The sequence below is a fragment of the Caulobacter vibrioides genome (genome assembly GCF_002858865.1).
Lineage (GTDB): Bacteria > Pseudomonadota > Alphaproteobacteria > Caulobacterales > Caulobacteraceae > Caulobacter > Caulobacter vibrioides.
In genome coordinates this window covers 166942-181293 of sequence record NZ_PJRR01000013.1, presented here as the reverse complement: position 1 = coordinate 181293, position 14352 = coordinate 166942, and the positions used below count along the sequence as shown (strand labels likewise).

Below are 14352 nucleotides of genomic sequence, written 5' to 3'. Positions count from 1 at the left end.
GTCCACAGCCTTGATGGAGACCCCATGGCTCGCGCGAAGATCGCCCTTATCGGCGCCGGCATGATCGGCGGCACCCTGGCCCACATCGCCGCTCGCGAAGAGCTGGGCGACGTGATCCTGTTCGACATCGCCGAAGGCACCCCGCAGGGGAAGGCCCTCGACATCGCCGAAGCCTCGGCCGTGTTCGGCAAGGACGTGGCCCTGAAGGGCGCCAACGACTACGCCGACATCGCCGGCGCCGATGTCTGCATCGTCACCGCCGGCGTGCCGCGCAAGCCGGGCATGAGCCGCGACGACCTGCTGGGCATCAACCTGAAGGTCATGAAGGCCGTCGGCGAAGGCATCAAGGCTCACGCCCCCAACGCCTTCGTCATCTGCATCACCAACCCGCTGGACGCGATGGTCTGGGCCCTGCAGCAGTTCTCGGGCCTGCCGAAGGAAAAGGTCATCGGCATGGCCGGCGTCCTCGACTCGGCCCGCTTCGCCTACTTCCTGGCTGAAGCCACCGGCGTCTCGGTGGAAGACATCCACGCCTGGACCCTGGGCGGTCACGGCGATGACATGGTCCCGATGGTCCGTCACTCGACCGTCGGCGGCTTGCCGCTGCCGGAACTGGTCAAGCAAGGCTGGCTGTCGCAGGACAAGCTGGACGCCATCGTCGAGCGCACCCGCAAGGGCGGCGGCGAGATCGTCGCCCTCCTGAAGACCGGCTCGGCCTTCTACGCCCCGGCCGAGAGCGCCATCGCCATGGCGACCAGCTACCTGAAGGACAAGAAGCGCGTCCTGCCGTGCGCCACCTACCTGACCGGCCAGTACGGCCTGAACGACCTCTATGTCGGCGTGCCGGTGGTCATCGGCGCCGGCGGCGCCGAGAAGATCGTCGAGTTCGAAACCAACGACGACGAGAAGGCGATGTTCGCCAAGTCGGTCGAGTCGGTGAAGGGCCTGATGGAAGCCTGCAAGGCCATCGACAGCTCGCTGGTCTAAGCGACTTTCGAGCGAAGAACGACGAAGGGCGGCTCCTCACGGGGCCGCCCTTTTTCTTGGCGATAGGCCGCACGCTTCCCGTCGGGCTCTCGCCGCCCTATCTGTGCGCCACACGTTCAAGCGGAGCTTCCATGACCCTTTCCATGCACCAGGCCAGCGTCCCCGTTTTCGTTCAGGGCCTGAAAGGCTTGAAAGGCGTGCTGACCAAGGCCGCCGCGCAGGTCGAGGCCAAGGGCTGGGACGCCGACGCCATGCTGAAGGCGCGGCTCTATCCCGACATGTTCCCGCTGATCCGCCAGGTGCAGATCGCCACCGACTTCGCCAAGGGCTGCTGCGCGCGTCTGGTCGGCCAAGAGGTTCCGGCCTGGGACGATGTCGAGACCAGCTTCGCCGAGCTGATCGCCCGCATCGACCGCGCCATCGCCTATGTCGAGGGCCTGGACCCGGCCGCCTTCGCCGGCGCCGAGGACCGCGACATCACCCTGACCCGTCGCGGCGAGACCAGCGTGGTCAAGGGTCTGGCCTATTTCCAGGGTCAGGCCCAGCCGAACTTCTTCTTCCACCTGACCACCGCCTACGCGATCCTGCGCCACAACGGCGTCGAGGTCGGCAAGCGCGACTATCTGGGCATGGCGTAACCCCTTTCAAATCCGATCTGCCCGGCGAATGCCGGGGCCCAGATCTCATAGCGACGGGGCGGTTTGGAAGAACTCCGTGCTCTTGGCGGATAACCAAACGCTCTTCCATCTGGATCCTGGTATTGGCTGCGCCGCACTGACGTGTCGCCGGCAAGGTCGGATGGAGGGGTGCTTTTGACTCTCGCCTGGTTTTCAGCCATAAGCCCCGGCTTCCGGCGCTTTATCAGCAGCGCCTCCACCGTCACGACCCCGGCCTGTTAGCGCAGGATCCATCCGGACGAGGACGGCGAGGACCCCCGTCGACGTGATCGTCCACGGGGGCTGATCGCGTTTGGAGCTTTGGTTCTATTCAGGGTTCGACATGTTCGACGGCCTTACAGAGCGACTTTCCGGCGTCTTTGAACGCCTCGGCGGTCGCGGCGTGCTGTCCGAAAAGGACATCGACGAGGCGCTGCGCGAGGTCCGCGTCGCCCTGCTCGAGGCCGACGTCGCCCTGCCGGTGGTCAAGGACTTCATCTCCAAGGCCAAGGAACTGGCCTCGGGCGAGGCGGTCATCCGCTCGGTCAAGCCGGCCGACCAGGTGGTCAAGATCGTCTACGACGGCCTCGTGGACATGCTGGGCGGCGAGGCCCCCACGGGCCTGAACCTGGCGCTGAACCCGCCGTCGGTGATCCTGATGGCCGGCCTGCAGGGCTCGGGCAAGACCACCACCACCGGCAAGCTGGCGCTGCGCCTGTCCAAGACCGAGCGCAAGAAGGTGCTGGTCGCCTCGCTCGACACCCGTCGTCCGGCCGCCATGGAGCAGCTGGCGACGCTGGCCAAACAGGTCGAGGTCGAGAGCCTGCCGATCGTCGCCGGCCAAAGCGCCCCGGACATCGCCAAGCGCGCCCTGACCGCCGCCAAGTTGGGTGGCTATGACGTTCTGATCCTCGACACCGCCGGCCGCACCACGCTGGACGAGTCGATGATGAGCGAGGCGGCGGAAATCGCCCGCATCGCCAGCCCCTCCGAGACCATCCTGGTCGCCGACAGCCTGACCGGTCAGGACGCGGTGCGCACGGCCAAGGCCTTCCACGAGCGCCTGCCGCTGACGGGCCTGATCCTGACCCGCGCCGACGGCGACGGCCGGGGCGGCGCGGCGCTGTCGATGCGCCACGTCACCGGCCTGCCGATCAAGTTCCTCGGCGCCGGCGAAAAGATCGACCAGCTGGACGTGTTCGATGCCCGCCGCGTCGCCGGTCGGATCCTGGGCCAGGGCGACGTCGTGGCTCTGGTCGAGAAGGCCGCGGCCGACCTCGACCAGGCCGAAGCCGAGCGCATGGCCAAGAAGCTGGCCAAGGGCAAGTTCGACCTGGACGACCTCGCCGCCCAGCTGCGCCAGATGCAGAAGATGGGCGGCATGGAAGGCATCATGGGCCTTCTGCCGGGCGTCCAGAAGGTCAAGAAGCAGATCGCCGAAAGCGGCGTCGACGACAGCATCTTCCGTCGCCAGCAGGCCATCATCAGCTCGATGACCAAGGAAGAGCGCAAGAAGCCCGACATTCTCGCCGCCTCGCGCAAGCGCCGCATTGCGGCCGGCTCGGGCGTCGACGTGGCCGAGGTCAATCGTCTGCTCAAGCAGCACCGCCAGATGGCCGACATGTTCAAGGCCATGTCCAAGGACGGCGGCAAGGGCCTGGCCCGCATGGCCCAGATGATGGGCGGCGGCGACATGGCCCGTCTCAAGAACCTGGGCGGCGGCAAGATGCCGACGCCTGATCCTAATGCAGCGGGGGGCCAAGGCTTCCCGGGGCTGCCCGGTCTGCCGGGCCTCGGGAGTGGCGGCGACGCCAAGCCCAACCCTCTCTCCGGCCTGGGCCTGCCCGGCTTCAACCCGTTCAAGAAATAGAACTTTAGACCTTAAGGACTACCGAAATGCTGAAGATCCGTCTCGCCCGTGGCGGCGCCAAGAAGCGTCCGTACTACTCGATCGTCGTCGCCGACAGCCATTCGCCGCGCGATGGCCGCTTCATCGAGAAGGTCGGCACCTACAATCCGCTCCTCAAGAAGGACGACGCCAACCGCGTCACCCTGAAGGTCGAGTCGATCCAGGAGTGGCTCAAGAAGGGCGCCCAGCCGACCGACCGCGTCGCCCGCTTCCTGGCCGCCCAAGGCCTCGTCGCCTGGACGCACGGCAACAACCCGGAAAAGGGTAAGCCGGGCAAGAAGGCGCAAGAGCGTCTGGCCGAGCGCGCTCAGCGTGAAGAAGAGCGCAAGCAAGCCGAAGCCGACGCCAAGGCCGCCGCCGAAGCTGAAAAGGCCGCCGCTGCTGAAGCCGCCGCCGCCGCCGCCGCGGCTCCGGCCGTTGAAGAAGCCCCGGCTGAAGAGGCTCCGGCCGCTGAAGCTCCGGCTGAAGAAGCCGCCGAAGGCTAATCAGGGTTCCAGCGCCGCCGTTTCTTTCGAGACGGCGGCGCGACTCTGTCCGGACCATGGCTGTATCTCCCGACGATCCGCTGATCCTGGTCGGCCGCGTGGCCGGCGGCTTTGGCGTGCGCGGCGAGGTGCGGATCACGACCTATACCGAAGACCCGATGAGCATCGCGGGCTTCAAGGCGCTGAAGCGCCAGGACGGCTCGCCGGCCCTGACCATCGCTTCGGCCCGCAAGACCAAGGACGGCGTGGTTTGCCGCTGTCCCGGGGTTGAAACCAAGGAAGCCGCCGACGCCCTGCGCGGCCTGCGGCTCTACGTCCCCCGCTCGGCCCTGCCAGAGCCGGAGGAGGACGAGTTCTACCTGACCGACCTCGTCGGTCTCACCGTTCGCCACATCCAGACCGACCAGTTGCTGGGCCGCGTAAAAAGCGTTCAGAACTTCGGCGCCGGCGATATTCTCGAGATCACGCCGGATCTCGGCGGCCCGACTTGGTACCTGCCGTTCACGCGGGCGGCTGTCCCCGAAGTCAAAGTCAGCGAAGGTCTGATCCTGGCCGATCCTCCGGCGCTCGTGGGCGACCATGAGGGGCCAGAGGAAAAGGGCCTGGACGAAAACGAAGAGCTGGGCGACCGGGACTGATCCGCCGCCAGGAGGCCCAAGCGATGTCGGACGGTAAATGGCGGGTCACCGCCTCGCGCTACATCCACAAGGACCGCTGGATCAGCCTGCGCGCCGACGACTGCGTGACCGACGAAGGCGCAGTCGTCGCGCCCTACTATGTTCTGGAGTATCGCGACTGGGTCGAGCTGATCGCTTTGGACGCCGACAACAATGTGCTGCTGGTTCGTCAGTATCGCCACGGCCTTGGCGACATCTCCACCGAACTGCCGGCCGGCGGCATGGACCCCGGCGAGACCGATCCGATCGCGGCGGCGGCCCGCGAGCTGCTTGAGGAAACCGGCTTTACCGGAACCTTCAGTCTGGTCGGGGAGAGCCGTCCGAACGCCGGCACCCACAGCAATCGCACTCACATTGTGCTCGCCCGCGATGTGGTCCGCGTGGCCGAGCCCAAGGATGACCCGACAGAGCGCATCGAGACTCTCTGGGTCTCGACCGCCGAGGCCATCCGCATGGCCCTGGCCGGCGAACTCACTGTCGGCATGCAGACCAGCGCCCTGCTTCGGGGCCTCGCCGCCGCCGGGGTGGCGCGAATCGAGCCCGTCTAGGCCCTACTTCCGCACCCGCATCAGGCATTCCTGCGCCACCGAGGCCAGGAGCTTTCCGTCCTGGCTGAACATCTGGCCGCGCACCAGGCCGCGTCCCTGCGAGGCGCTGGGGCTGTCCTGGGCGAACAGGGTCCAGTCGTTGAAGTTGAACGGGTGATGGAACCACATGGCGTGGTCCAGGCTGGCGGCCTGGATGCCGGGCGTGGTCCAGATCAGGCCATGCGGGCGCAGGGCGCTTTCCATGAACGCCATGTCCGATGCATAGGCCAGGGCGGCCTGCTGCATCTTCACGTCTTCGCCCAGCGGCGCCTTGGCGCGCATCCAGACCTGCTTGGTGCCGGACTTCTTGACCGGCGCGATCGGGTTTTGCGGATCGATCCAGCGGATATCGACCGGCCGGGGGCGTTCGGCGATGGCCACCATCTTGGGGTGGATCTGGTCGCCGAGGCTGCGCAGGAAGTCCGCCTCGGTGGGCAGGCTTTCCGGATCCACCGAGGCGGGCATCTCCGACTGGTGCTCGAAGCCGTCTTCCGGCGTCTGGAACGAGGCGGCCAGGTTGAAGATCTGCTCGCCGTGCTGGATGGCGGCGACGCGGCGGGTGGTGAAGGTGCCGCCGTCGCGGGCGCGTTCCACCTCGTAAAGCACGGGGGCTGTGACGTCGCCCGGGCGGATGAAATAGGCGTGCAGCGAGTGACAGACCCGGTCGGGCACCGTCTTGTAGGCCGCCAGCAGGGCCTGGGCGATGACAAGGCCACCGAAGATGCGGGGGAAGCCGTCATTGGGGCTGACGCCCCGGAACAGGTTCACCTCGATCGGTTCGAGGTCCAGGATGTCGGCGAGGTTCTCGGTCGTCTGCATGGCGCACTGCGATAAGCCGCGTTTTGCGGCGCCGCAACCCGTCTCCTTGCGTCACGCGGCCGCGCTCCCCATCGTGAAGGCATGTCCGCACCGCCACCGATCGTCCACCACCCCGCCTTTCGCGCCGAAATGCCGGCGGGCCATCGCTTTCCGATGGACAAGTTCTCGCGCCTGGCCGCCCTGCTGGAGGCCGAGCGCGTGGCCGGACCCGATGGCTTTGCGCGGCCTGAGCCGGTGGATGTCGAGACGCTATGTCTGGCTCATTCCGAAGACTATGTGCGGGGTGTGATCGAGCTCTCTCTACCGCCCGATATCGTGCGGCGGATCGGCATGCCCAACACCGAAAGCGTCGCGACCCGGGCGCGGGCGGCCACGGGCGGGACGCTGCTGGCAGCGCGTCTGGCGTTGGCGCACGGGGTGGCCTGCAACACGGCGGGCGGTAGCCACCATGCGGCGGCGGACAGTGGGGCCGGCTTCTGCGTGTTCAATGATGTGGCGGTGGCGGCGCGACGGCTGCTGGCCGAAGGCGCGATCGGCAAGGCGCTGGTCGTTGATCTGGATGTGCATCAGGGCGACGGCACGGCGCGGATCTTCGAGAACGATCCCAGCGTCTTCACCTTCTCGATGCATGCGGAGAAGAACTTCCCGCACCGCAAGGCAAGCAGCGATCTGGATATCGAGCTGCCGGACGGAACCGATGACGGCGCCTACCTGGCCAAGCTGGAGGAGATCCTGCCGGCGCTGCTGATCAGCGTCCGGCCGGATATCGTCTTCTTCAACGCGGGGGTCGATCCGCATGCGGACGACAAGCTGGGTCGCCTGGCGCTGACCGATGAGGGTCTCGCGCGGCGAGAGGCCTATGTCCTGGGCGCTTGTCTTTCCTCGGAGATCCCGGTGGTCGGGGTCATCGGCGGCGGCTACGACGCGGATATCGATCGTCTGGCGGCGCGCCACGCCATCCTGCATCGGACGGCGAAAAGTCTTTGTTCTTTATAGTCTTGGGCGATTTCTCATCGCCATCTCCGTCGGGCCTGCTCCGGTTGGAGCGGCGCCCGACGAGAGGTACGCGGCGATCACTTACAGGCTCGAGGCGAGCGAACCGGCGATGACGACGAGCGGCAGAACCGCGAGGAAGAGCGAAGCGATACCGGCGACGGCGTTGGTCTTCATGGTCATGGTCTTGATCCCTTTTTTCTTCGGCCGCCCCGTTGGCGTCCGATGAGAGGGATATAGGTCCGCCCCATGGTTATTACACGTTACTCTTGCTTCATGACGCCGATTTAAGGAACGTTGACGCACGTAATCGAGGTTACAGCGGTGTAATGTGATCGCACAAGGTCGTTTCGCGGGAAACTTTTCCCCCTGAAGCGGCCTGCATCGGGTCTGCGGCTTTAATCCTCGCTGGGGGCGACCAGAAACAGTCCACGCAAGGTCGCGATCGGGGCGGATCTCGTCTCTTGCCAGGCCTCGACGTGCACATTGGCGATGCGACGGCCCAGTTTCTTGATGCTGGCGCGGGCGTAGGTGGTCTGCGGACGGCCAGAGCGCAGGTACTCGATCGAGACGTCGATCGTGCGCGGCTGGCGCTTCATCGGGGCGGCCACGGAAAGCTGGGCCAGGGCCGTCATCTCCATGAAGGCGCCCAGGACGCCGCCGTGGATGGCGGGCAGCATCGGATTGCCGACGATGTGCTGGGCGAACGGCAGCACAGCGGTCATCTCATCCCCGGCCAGTTCGGCCTTGATACCGAGAAAACGGGCGTAGGGGATCGAGTCCAGCACCGAGACGAGGCGGGTGTCGGCGTCGTTCATTGGTCGACCCCTCCGGTCTTGGAGCGCTGTTGGCGCGAGGGTTTCAGATTGGCTCCGGCCTTCTTGCCCGCGCTGGAGTCGAGCATGAAGGTCGCCTGGCCCGTGGCGATCGGGTCCTCGGGATCGCGGTCGTAGGCCACGGCGCGGACGAAGGCCACCGAGCGGGTCAGCTTGTAGCAATGGGCGCGGGCCATCACGTCGAGGCCAGGCTCGGCGGCGCGCATATAGTCGATCCGCAGGTCCAGGGTCGCGATCGAGGTCCAGGTCTCCATCGCGGCGTGGACCGCCTGACCGCTGGCGTGATCCAGCAAGGTGGTGACGACGCCGCCGGCGATGACGCCGGTTTCTGGATCGCCGATGATCTCGGGGCGATAGGGGACCTTCAGCAGGGCGACCGCATCGCCGATCTCCAGGGTGGTGAACCCCAAGGCCTTGGCCTGAGGGCTACCCTCGTTCATCGCCGTGGCGATGAGTTTTGTCTGTTCGTGATCGCTCATACCGATAGGCTTAGCGCTTAAGGCGTTGTCATATCCAGACGTGATCAAGCCCGAAGACCTTCTCTGTCCCCGGCCAGCAGGCCTCTACTGCCCGCCGGGAGACTTCTATATCGACCCGGTCCGTCCCGTGGACAGGGCGGTGGTAACCCATGGTCACGCCGATCACGCCCGCGCTGGACACGGCGTGGTCGCCGCCACGCCGGAAACCCTGGCGATCATGGCGGTCCGCTACGGCGAGGACTTCGCCGGTCGCCGTGAGCCGATCCCCTACGGTGAAAGCTTCACGCGCGATGGGGTCTCGGTGACGCTGGTTCCCGCAGGTCACGTCCTGGGGTCGGCCCAGGCCGTGGTGCGCTGGAAGGGTCTGACCATGGTGGTCTCCGGCGACTACAAGCGCCGTCGCGATCCGACCTGCGCGCGGTTTGAGCCCGTGCCCTGCGACGTGTTCATCACCGAAGCGACCTTCGGCCTGCCGGTCTTCCGCCATCCGGACGATGCGGGGGAGATCCGCAGCCTGCTGTCGTCGGTCGCGCAGTTCCCGGACCGTTGCCACCTTGTCGGGGCCTACGCCTTGGGCAAGGCCCAGCGGGTGATCCGCCTGCTGCGCGAAGCCGGTTGGGACAAGACGATCTACGTTCATGGCGCGCTGGAGCGCTTGAACGCGCTCTACGAGGCCCATGGCGTGGATCTGGGGCCGTTGGCGCCGGCTACGGCCTCGGGGCCGAAGGACGCCTTTGCGGGCCAGATCGTCATCGCCCCGCCCAGCGCCATCGCCGATCGCTGGTCGCGCCGTTTCCCCGACCCCGTCGACTGCTTCGCCTCGGGCTGGATGCGGGTGCGCGCCCGGGCGCGGCAGCGCGGCGTGGAGTTGCCGCTCATCCTGTCGGATCACGCGGACTGGGACGAACTGACAGGCACGCTGGATGAGCTGAGGCCCGGCGAGGTGTGGATCACCCACGGGCGCGAGGAGGCCCTGGAGCGCTGGTGTCAGCTGGAGGGCATACCGGCTCGAGCCCTGCGCTTGGTGGGCTATGAGGATGAGGAGGGCGAGTAGCCCGCGGCGCTTGGGACGGTCCCGATGTAGCGGGCGCGAGGCCTGATCAGGCGGCCGGTCTGTAGCTGTTCGATGGCGTGGGCGGTCCATCCGGCGCTGCGCGCCGTGGCGAAGAGGATGAAGGGCGCGTCCTGCGGCAGGGCGAGGCCCCGCGCCAGGGCGACCAGCGCGAAGTCGATATTGGGCGCTAGACCCGTCGCCGCGCGGGTGGCTTGCCAAAGCGCCGTCAACGGCTCAGGGGGCTCGAACCTCGCCAGCAATGCCGCGGCGCGCGGATCGCCGCCGGGATAGAGCGGATGGTCGAAGCCAGGCAGGCTGGCGCCCTGCTCAAGGCGCGACGAGACGGCGCGGGCGGCGTCCCGTCGATCAGCTTCTTCGACAAGGGCCTCGACCCGCGCCGCCATGCCGCCGTGCAAAGGCCCAGACAGCGCCGACAGGCCCGCCAGACAGGCCGCCGAAAGTGATGCGCCGGTCGAGGCGGCCACGCGCGCCGCAAAGGTCGAGGCGTTCAGCTCGTGATCGGCCATCAGCACCAGCGCGCGCCGGACCAGGTCGGCGCCGTCCGCGGTCAGGTTCCAGGCTTGGGCGAAGCGCTGGTGAGCAGGTCCGTCGCCCGCCTGGCCGGTCGCGGCGTCGACGATCGCATCCAGCAGGTCGGCGGCCTCCATGGCCAGGGCCAGCGGGGCGCGGCCGCGGGCGGGGGGCTCCCGCCCCGCGCGTTCAGCCAGGGTCAGGAACAGGCGCGACCGCGCGCTGTCCGTCGCGGGCGGCGGCGGCCGGCTTGACGCCTTCAGCGCCGCCCCGTGACCGCCGCGTAGCAGGCGCGCGACATTCTCGAGCGCCAGGCCCTGGTCGGCGAGACCCGCCGCGTCCTCGCCGCGATACCAGAGCTTGCCACCGCTCACGGTCGTGATGGCCGAGGGCAGCACCGGCTCACCCCAGGCGATCGCCTCGGCGGCGACGTCCGCGACGCGCCGGCCGCGCGCTTTCTTGCGCGCCAGGGCCGCGACGTCGGAGGCGCGATAGAGGCTGCGGCGGGGGTCGCTGGGGTGCGCCGCCGCTTCGATCCGCCCGCGGCTGACATAGGCGTAGAGCGTCTGCGGCCGGATCCCCAGCCGCTCCAGCACCTGCTCTGCGTCCAACCAGTCAGCCATATAGATTGATTATATTGATCAAGATTGACCATCAAGACGGTGAGGCGCTCCTTCGCCGCGAAAGGAGACCGCGCATGTCTGATGGTCTTGAGGGCGTGATCGCCGCCCAAACTGTTCTTTCCGATGTCGATGGCGCGCACGGGCGCCTGGTGATCCGCGGCTACGTCGTCGAGGATCTCGCGGGCCGCACGCGCTTCGAGGACGCCGCCCACCTGTTGCTCGACGGCTTCTTCGACGACGCGCCCAGCGATCTTTCGTCGGCGCTAGGCGAGGCGCGCGTCGGCGTGTTCGCCGAGGTGGCCGCCCTGGATGAGGGCCTGGCGCGACGCGATCCGGTCGAAGCCCTGCGCGCGCTGCTGGCGCGGATTCCGGACGGTGACGACCTGAAGACAGCCTTGAGGCTGATCGCCGCGCCGGCGGTCTTCACGCCGGCCGTTCTGAGGGTCGCCAACGGGGATGCGCCGATCGCCCCCGATCCGGCCTTGTCGCACGCCGCCGACATCCTGCGGATGATCCGAGGCGTCCCGGCGACCGACGCCGAAGCCGCCGCGCTCGACGCCTATCTGGTGACGGTCTGCGACCATGGTCTCAACGCCTCGACCTTCGCCGCCCGGGTGGTGGCCTCGACCCGCGCAGGTCTCACCTCGGCGGTTCTGGCCGGCCTTTCGGCGCTGAAGGGTCCGCTGCACGGCGGCGCGCCGGGACCGGTCATCGACATGCTGGACGCGATTGGAACCCCGGAAAACGCCCGGCCCTGGCTGGAGCGGGCCCTGGCGCGCGGCGACCGGCTGATGGGCTTTGGCCACCGCATCTACCGCGTCCGTGATCCCCGCGCCGACGCCTTGAAGGCCGCCGTTCGTCGGTTGTCCAGCGCGTCTGGCGGTTTGCCGGGCCGGCTGGCTTTCGCCGAGGCCGTGGAGCGCGCCGCGCTCGAGATCCTGCGCGAGCACAAGCCCGATCGCCCGCTCGACACCAATGTTGAGTTCTACACCGCCCTGCTGCTCGAGGCGCTGGGTTTGCCGCCGTCCAGCTTCACCTGCGTGTTCGCCATGGGGCGCGTCGCCGGCTGGCTGGCCCATGCGCGCGAACAGCTGGCTGGCGGCCGCCTGATCCGGCCCCAATCGGTCTATGTCGGACCCGAGGTCCGCGTCGCGGCTTAGCCTTCGGCGTTGAGTGCGGTAGAGAGGGAGCATGTCGCCCTCCGCCGCATCGCCCGAAATCCGCAAAGCCACCCAGCGCGTGGCGATGCTGTCGGTCGCTACGGCCGCCATTCTGATCGTGGTCAAGGCGATCGCCTGGCAGGCCAGCGGCTCGGTGGCGATTCTGGCGTCGCTGTCGGACTCGGCGCTGGACCTCATCGCGTCGCTGATCACCGTCTATGCGGTGCGCTACGCGGCCGAACCGCCGGACGCCGAGCACCGCTTCGGGCACGGCAAGGCCGAGGCGTTCTCCAGCTTGATGCAGGGCGGTCTGGTCTTCGCCTCCGGAGCCCTGGTCGGGCGTGAAGCCATCAACGCCTGGCTCCATCCGCAGCCCGTCGAGCATGGCCTGGCCGGCGTGGCGGTCATGGCGATCTCGATTGTACTGACGCTCGCCCTGATCACCGCCCAGACGCGGGTGGTCAAGGCCAGCGGCTCGATCGCGATCTCGGGCGATCGGGCCCACTACGCCGCCGATCTGGCCTCGAACGCCGTCGCCTTGGTCGGCGTGGGCGCTGCGGCGTGGCTTGGCCTGCCCAGGGTGGATGCGGCGGCGGGCCTGATCGTGGCGCTGTGGCTGATCTGGGGCGCGGTCGGGGTGTTCCGCGAAGCGTCGCACCAGCTGATGGACCACGAGCTGCCGGACGCGGATCGTACGAAGATCGTCGCCCTGGTCACCGCCGATCCCAATGTCCTGGGCGTCCATCAGCTGCGCACGCGGGCCTCGGGTCCTTACATCCACATCCAGATGCACGCCGACCTCGCCGGGGACATCTCGCTGGCCGAGGCTCACGCGATCATCGTTGCGGCGGAGAACCGGGTACTGGCGGCTTTCCCCGCTGCGGACCTGATCATCCACGGCGATCCGCGCGGGCTCGCTGAGAAACACGGCGGGCTGTTCTCAGAGGTCGAACACGACTGACGACGCTTGCCCAAGGCGCCCCGACGGGGGCAAAAGCGCCGCGAGACCTTCGAAGGACCCCCATGGACGACGCCCTTGCTCACCTGCCCCGCGCCTTCGCCGGCAAGACCGTGCTGGTGCTCGGCGACGTGATGCTGGACCGCTTCATCTACGGCGCGGTCGACCGCATCTCGCCCGAGGCCCCGGTGCCGGTGATCGCGGTCGAGAAGGAAACGGCCATGCTGGGCGGCGCCGGCAACGTCGCGCGCAACGTCGCGGCGCTGGGCGCCAAGGCGGTGCTGATTGGGCTCGTCGGCCAGGATGACGCCGGGGCGGCGCTGCGCGGGATGATCGACGCCGAGGCGGGCCTGGAGGCTGAGCTGGTGGTCGACCCCGCGCGACGCACGACCGAGAAGGTCCGTTACATCTCCGGCTCGCACCAGATGCTGCGGGTCGACCGCGAGGGCCGCAGCCCGGGCGACGGCGCGGCCCTGCTGGCGGCGTTCGAGGCCAGACTGGCCTCTGCCGATGTCGTCGTCCTGTCCGACTACGCCAAGGGGGTCCTGACGCCGGCGGTGGTCCGGGGCGCGATCAACGCCGCCAAGGCTGCCGGCAAGCCGGTGATCGTCGATCCCAAGAGCCGCGACTTCGCGCGCTATGACGGCGCGACCCTGATCAAGCCGAACCGCAAGGAGGCCGCCGAGGCCACCGGGATCGTCGAGAACAGCGATGCGGCTTCGGAAGACGCCGGCGTGGCGATCCTGGCCATGGCGCCGGGCCTGCAAGCGGCCCTGATCACCCGCGGCGGCGCAGGCATGACCCTGGCGGTGCGGAACCAGGCGCCGATCCATCTGCCGGCGACGGCGATCGAGGTGTTCGACGTGTCGGGCGCCGGCGACACCGTCGCGGCGACCCTGGCCCTGGCGGTCGCCGCCGGCGCCGGCCTGGCGCAGGCCGCTCAGCTGGCCAATCTGGCGGGCGGGCTGGTGGTGGCCAAGCTCGGCACCGACGTCGTCACCGCCGCCGAGCTTACGGCGTGCGCGAGCTCGGCCCAGGGCGAGCCGGGCGAGATCAAGATCGCCGATCGCGATCAGGCTCAACGGATCGTCGAGGGCTGGCGCGCGCGGGGCTTGAAGGTCGGCTTCACCAACGGCTGCTTTGACCTGCTGCATCCGGGCCATGTGTCGTTGCTGTCCCAGGCCAAGGCGGCCTGTGATCGGCTGATCGTCGGCCTCAACACCGACGCTTCGGTCTCCAAGCTCAAGGGGCCGACCCGTCCGGTTCAGAAGGAGCAGGGCCGCGCCACGGTGCTGGCCTCGCTGTCGTCGGTGGATCTGGTCGTGCTGTTCGACGAGGACACGCCGCTGGAGCTGATCAAGGCCTTCCGACCCGACGTCCTGGTCAAGGGCGCGGACTATACGGTCGAGACGGTGGTGGGGTCCGACGTCGTGCTGGGCTACGGGGGCAAGGTGGTGCTCGCCGAGCTCAAGCAGGGTCAGAGCACGACGAACCTCATCGCCCGGATGAACAGCTGAGACCGCGACGCTAAAACGCCGCGCAATAGGCTGGATTTCCTGACTAAACGCGGTTCAGCAATCTGTTGTTAAGCAAAACGG

General features: G+C 68.1%; 16 protein-coding genes. 11 read left to right on the top strand and 5 right to left on the bottom strand.

What is annotated here, in order from left to right; genetic code table 11:
• Positions 1 to 24: 24 nt before the first annotated feature.
• From mdh to CVUC_RS09055, 6 genes are all read left to right on the top strand, one after another.
• On the top strand, positions 25 to 987 hold the full coding sequence (gene mdh / locus CVUC_RS09080; protein WP_010921482.1) for a malate dehydrogenase: 963 nt from the start codon (positions 25 to 27) through the stop codon (positions 985 to 987).
• A gap of 131 nt (positions 988 to 1118) precedes the next feature.
• Positions 1119 to 1625 (top strand): DUF1993 domain-containing protein, encoded by a 507-nt coding sequence (locus CVUC_RS09075; RefSeq protein WP_164468248.1) that lies wholly within the window; start codon positions 1119 to 1121, stop codon positions 1623 to 1625.
• 361 nt (positions 1626 to 1986) lie between these two features.
• On the top strand, positions 1987 to 3513 hold the full coding sequence (gene ffh / locus CVUC_RS09070; protein WP_096034629.1) for a signal recognition particle protein: 1527 nt from the start codon (positions 1987 to 1989) through the stop codon (positions 3511 to 3513).
• Positions 3514 to 3539: 26 nt separating this feature from the next.
• Positions 3540 to 4037 carry a 30S ribosomal protein S16 gene (rpsP, locus tag CVUC_RS09065; RefSeq protein ID WP_010921479.1) on the top strand — a complete coding sequence of 166 codons (498 nt, stop codon included), beginning with the start codon at positions 3540 to 3542 and terminating at the stop codon, positions 4035 to 4037.
• A gap of 56 nt (positions 4038 to 4093) precedes the next feature.
• On the top strand, positions 4094 to 4675 hold the full coding sequence (gene rimM / locus CVUC_RS09060) for a ribosome maturation factor RimM (protein ID WP_096034628.1): 582 nt from the start codon (positions 4094 to 4096) through the stop codon (positions 4673 to 4675).
• A gap of 23 nt (positions 4676 to 4698) precedes the next feature.
• Entirely contained in the window at positions 4699 to 5262 is a 564-nt protein-coding gene (locus CVUC_RS09055; RefSeq protein WP_096034627.1) for an NUDIX hydrolase, read from the top strand.
• Positions 5263 to 5265: 3 nt separating this feature from the next.
• On the opposite strand, the gene CVUC_RS09050 is transcribed toward CVUC_RS09055, so the two are convergent.
• Entirely contained in the window at positions 5266 to 6120 is an 855-nt protein-coding gene (locus CVUC_RS09050) for an acyl-CoA thioesterase (protein WP_096034626.1), read from the bottom strand.
• 81 nt (positions 6121 to 6201) lie between these two features.
• On the opposite strand from CVUC_RS09050, the gene CVUC_RS09045 reads away from it, so the two are divergent.
• A complete protein-coding gene (locus tag CVUC_RS09045) occupies positions 6202 to 7116 on the top strand; it encodes a histone deacetylase family protein (protein ID WP_096034625.1) in 915 nt (304 codons plus the stop codon).
• An 81-nt stretch (positions 7117 to 7197) separates the two neighbouring features.
• Here the strand turns inward: CVUC_RS09045 and CVUC_RS09040 are convergent, their stop codons facing one another.
• The 3 genes from CVUC_RS09040 to CVUC_RS09030 form a co-directional block, all read right to left on the bottom strand.
• Positions 7198 to 7296 carry a hypothetical protein gene (locus CVUC_RS09040; RefSeq protein WP_010921474.1) on the bottom strand — a complete coding sequence of 33 codons (99 nt, stop codon included), beginning with the start codon at positions 7294 to 7296 and terminating at the stop codon, positions 7198 to 7200.
• Between the two features lie 215 nt (positions 7297 to 7511).
• Positions 7512 to 7931, bottom strand: coding sequence for a PaaI family thioesterase (locus tag CVUC_RS09035; RefSeq protein ID WP_010921473.1), 420 nt, complete (start codon positions 7929 to 7931; stop codon positions 7512 to 7514).
• Complete coding sequence (locus tag CVUC_RS09030) at positions 7928 to 8428, bottom strand: PaaI family thioesterase (RefSeq protein WP_024265987.1); 501 nt, start codon at positions 8426 to 8428, stop codon at positions 7928 to 7930. Before CVUC_RS09030 ends, CVUC_RS09035 begins: the two co-directional genes overlap by 4 nt.
• Positions 8429 to 8453: 25 nt before the next feature.
• Between CVUC_RS09030 and CVUC_RS09025 the strand changes: the two genes are divergently transcribed.
• Positions 8454 to 9482 (top strand): ligase-associated DNA damage response exonuclease, encoded by a 1029-nt coding sequence (locus CVUC_RS09025; RefSeq protein WP_096034624.1) that lies wholly within the window; start codon positions 8454 to 8456, stop codon positions 9480 to 9482.
• On the opposite strand, the gene CVUC_RS09020 is transcribed toward CVUC_RS09025, so the two are convergent.
• Positions 9458 to 10636, bottom strand: a complete 1179-nt coding sequence (locus CVUC_RS09020; RefSeq protein ID WP_096034623.1) for a citrate synthase family protein — start codon at positions 10634 to 10636, stop codon at positions 9458 to 9460. The genes CVUC_RS09025 and CVUC_RS09020 overlap by 25 nt on opposite strands.
• 74 nt (positions 10637 to 10710) lie before the next feature.
• Between CVUC_RS09020 and CVUC_RS09015 the strand changes: the two genes are divergently transcribed.
• From CVUC_RS09015 to rfaE1, 3 genes are all read left to right on the top strand, one after another.
• Positions 10711 to 11796: a citrate synthase/methylcitrate synthase gene (locus tag CVUC_RS09015; protein WP_096034622.1), complete on the top strand. Its 1086-nt coding sequence runs from the start codon at positions 10711 to 10713 to the stop codon at positions 11794 to 11796.
• A 31-nt stretch (positions 11797 to 11827) separates the two neighbouring features.
• Positions 11828 to 12757 (top strand): cation diffusion facilitator family transporter, encoded by a 930-nt coding sequence (locus CVUC_RS09010; RefSeq protein ID WP_096034621.1) that lies wholly within the window; start codon positions 11828 to 11830, stop codon positions 12755 to 12757.
• 62 nt (positions 12758 to 12819) lie between these two features.
• The gene (gene rfaE1 / locus CVUC_RS09005) at positions 12820 to 14271 is read left to right on the top strand and encodes a D-glycero-beta-D-manno-heptose-7-phosphate kinase (RefSeq protein WP_096034620.1); all 1452 of its coding nucleotides are present in this window, start codon (positions 12820 to 12822) and stop codon (positions 14269 to 14271) included.
• Positions 14272 to 14352 lie beyond the last annotated feature (81 nt).

Bases quoted from the DNA above. Each gene is read 5' to 3' on its own strand.
- mdh (WP_010921482.1), top strand. From the start codon at position 25: ATGGCTCGCGCGAAGATCGCCCTTATCGGCGCCGGCATGATCGGCGGC.
- CVUC_RS09075 (WP_164468248.1), top strand. From the start codon at position 1,119: ATGACCCTTTCCATGCACCAGGCCAGCGTCCCCGTTTTCGTTCAGGGC.
- ffh (WP_096034629.1), top strand. From the start codon at position 1,987: ATGTTCGACGGCCTTACAGAGCGACTTTCCGGCGTCTTTGAACGCCTC.
- rpsP (WP_010921479.1), top strand. From the start codon at position 3,540: ATGCTGAAGATCCGTCTCGCCCGTGGCGGCGCCAAGAAGCGTCCGTAC.
- rimM (WP_096034628.1), top strand. From the start codon at position 4,094: ATGGCTGTATCTCCCGACGATCCGCTGATCCTGGTCGGCCGCGTGGCC.
- CVUC_RS09055 (WP_096034627.1), top strand. From the start codon at position 4,699: ATGTCGGACGGTAAATGGCGGGTCACCGCCTCGCGCTACATCCACAAG.
- CVUC_RS09050 (WP_096034626.1), bottom strand. From the start codon at position 6,120: ATGCAGACGACCGAGAACCTCGCCGACATCCTGGACCTCGAACCGATC.
- CVUC_RS09045 (WP_096034625.1), top strand. From the start codon at position 6,202: ATGTCCGCACCGCCACCGATCGTCCACCACCCCGCCTTTCGCGCCGAA.
- CVUC_RS09040 (WP_010921474.1), bottom strand. From the start codon at position 7,296: ATGACCATGAAGACCAACGCCGTCGCCGGTATCGCTTCGCTCTTCCTC.
- CVUC_RS09035 (WP_010921473.1), bottom strand. From the start codon at position 7,931: ATGAACGACGCCGACACCCGCCTCGTCTCGGTGCTGGACTCGATCCCC.
- CVUC_RS09030 (WP_024265987.1), bottom strand. From the start codon at position 8,428: ATGAGCGATCACGAACAGACAAAACTCATCGCCACGGCGATGAACGAG.
- CVUC_RS09020 (WP_096034623.1), bottom strand. From the start codon at position 10,636: ATGGCTGACTGGTTGGACGCAGAGCAGGTGCTGGAGCGGCTGGGGATC.
- CVUC_RS09015 (WP_096034622.1), top strand. From the start codon at position 10,711: ATGTCTGATGGTCTTGAGGGCGTGATCGCCGCCCAAACTGTTCTTTCC.
- CVUC_RS09010 (WP_096034621.1), top strand. From the start codon at position 11,828: ATGTCGCCCTCCGCCGCATCGCCCGAAATCCGCAAAGCCACCCAGCGC.
- rfaE1 (WP_096034620.1), top strand. From the start codon at position 12,820: ATGGACGACGCCCTTGCTCACCTGCCCCGCGCCTTCGCCGGCAAGACC.